Here is a 2,016-nt window from a genome sequence, read left to right as displayed (position 1 = left end):
GCACGCGATTTCCTTGCGCGCCTCTATTGGCGCCGGGTTTCCGCCCCCTGCCCCAGCCATCGGCTTGCCCGCCTCTTGTCAGTATCGTGCCCGGGCGAGCGGCAGGACGACCTCGCCGGTTCCCCGGCCCGGAAGATCCCAGGCCACCCGCACCACGATCCGCCGAAGATCCGAACCGTCCCCCGGCAAGGCCGGGGCGGAGGCGAAATCCCACTCCCGGGTGAGCCCGGCCCCCGGGGCGTCGGCCCCCGGGACCGCGGACCCCAGTTCCTCGAACGGGACGGCCCGGAGTTCCTCCGCCTTCTCCCGGGCGAGCGCCAGGGCCTCGGTGCGCACCCCCGCCGCGTCCACGGCCCTCAGGTTGGCGACGGCCAGGGGAAGGAGGGCCGCGACGCCCAGGGCAAAGAGGGCGATCGCCACGAGGATCTCGACCAGGGTGTACCCGCGAAGGGTCATTCCCACTCCCCCGTGGAAGGATTCCAGACGTAGGCGCGGACCCGACCCGTTGTGGAGAGCACCGTGACCTTGCGTTCGATCCCGTCGTGGCCCACGGCCCGGAGGTAGACGCTACCCCCATTGGCCGTGCCCCGGGGCCGGAACACGGCCGTGTCGTCCGCAAACGTCACCGGATCCGCCGCGATCCGCGACCCGATGACGACGTTCCGATAGGTCTTTCCGAGGGAAACGCTCCGCTCCACCGGGTCGCCGGCCGTGGGGCCGGGCGCCCCGTCGGCCTCCCGAAGCACCTGGTAGGCGCTGGCCCCGGGGTCGAACCGCACGTACACCGGCGTCCCCCGCTCCACGGCCAGGGTCCGCGCGGAGCGAAGGTCCGACAGGACCTGGCGGGCGGCGGCGGAAACCCGCCGGGACGGGAGGGTCGAGAGGAAGTAGGGGATCGCCACCCCCCCGGCGAGCGCCAGGATCGCCAGCGCCAGCACCAGCTCGAGAAGGGTGACCCCCCCTTCGGGCCTTAGCCGTAGGCCGCTTTTTTCCGGAGGGCCTTTCGCCAGCCCTCCGCGTAGAACCGGCGTTCCCGGTCGAGGGCCCATTTCTTGAGGGCCTCGAAGTGGCCCTTCAGGTCGCCGGCGTACTGCTCCTCGATCTTTCGCCGCTCCCGGACCCGTTGGACGTTGTCCTCGGGGCTGAACCCGACCCAGGTCACGAAATCCCCGTCGAACACCTTCTCCGCGGTGACCTCGTCCGGGGTCATGTTCATCCGGGGGGCGTAGGCCCGGAGCACATCGGCGTCGAGTTCGAGGATCCAGCCGTTGTCCTCCACCATGGTCACCGGGTCGGGGTCCACCGTGGCGGAGCACTGGGGGCAGTACACCGCCTTCACCGAGGCCTCGTCGAGCACCATCTGGCCGAAAAAGAGTTCCGCGGTGCGCTGCCCGCAGACGCAGGGTTTCCGGTAGCTCTGGCACATGGTCGCTTCTCTCCTGAGATGGGATGGGTCGTGCCTGAATTATAACTAGAAAGCTCCACATTTGCAACCCGCCCCTTGGCCCGGGGGTTCGGAGCCGGTACCCTACCGCAACTTCTCTGGTTGTCCAGGAGCCGGTGGCCGGAAGACAAATGGCAGGTGTTCTCTGTAACGTCGGTCCACGGTCGTCGGTCTGCGGTCTCCAGCCCCGTAGTCCAGACGGCGGCGGCCCGCCGTGTGGCCAGGGCGGAAGTCATCGTTCTCGCGAACAGGCCGCCTCTCGGCCTACCGGAGCTTCCGCCTGACACGGGCCCGTCGCCCGCGTCTTGGGGCAAGGGGCCTCCCGGAGAGCCGGGTGCGGCCCCCGCAAAAAGCCGCGCAGTACCTCCGTCGCTCGCACCACGAACCCGCCGCGTCTGGGCGGGTAGGCGATGGATCAACCGCCCAGAGATCGGGCTGCGCGGCGGTTCGGGTGCCGGCACTCGCGCCCGGCCGGAGGGAGGCCCCTTGCCCTGCGCGCCGGCGCCTACGCATGTCAATGTATCGCGAACAGGCTGCGCCCCGCGCGCCTTACGGGAGCTTCCAAGTAACTT

General features: G+C 69.9%; 3 protein-coding genes. All 3 read right to left on the bottom strand.

Features of this window, described 5'->3' with window-relative positions; translation table 11 throughout:
• Positions 1-78: 78 nt before the first annotated feature.
• Genes ACYQ8L_RS18390 through ACYQ8L_RS18380 form a run of 3 tightly spaced genes read right to left on the bottom strand, consistent with a single transcriptional unit; the run spans position 79 to position 1,426 of the window.
• On the bottom strand, positions 79-456 hold the full coding sequence (locus ACYQ8L_RS18390) for a type IV pilus modification PilV family protein (RefSeq protein ID WP_459943276.1): 378 nt from the start codon (positions 454-456) through the stop codon (positions 79-81).
• Positions 453-938 carry a GspH/FimT family pseudopilin gene (locus ACYQ8L_RS18385; protein WP_459943275.1) on the bottom strand — a complete coding sequence of 162 codons (486 nt, stop codon included), beginning with the start codon at positions 936-938 and terminating at the stop codon, positions 453-455. Before ACYQ8L_RS18385 ends, ACYQ8L_RS18390 begins: the two co-directional genes overlap by 4 nt.
• 32 nt (positions 939-970) lie before the next feature.
• Positions 971-1,426: a hypothetical protein gene (locus tag ACYQ8L_RS18380; RefSeq protein WP_459943274.1), complete on the bottom strand. Its 456-nt coding sequence runs from the start codon at positions 1,424-1,426 to the stop codon at positions 971-973.
• Between the last annotated feature and the right edge of the window lie 590 nt (positions 1,427-2,016).

The sequence above is a fragment of the Deferrisoma palaeochoriense genome, from assembly GCF_054656955.1.
Note: the sequence above shows the minus strand (reverse complement) of the source record. Positions and strands in the feature narration are given on the sequence as shown.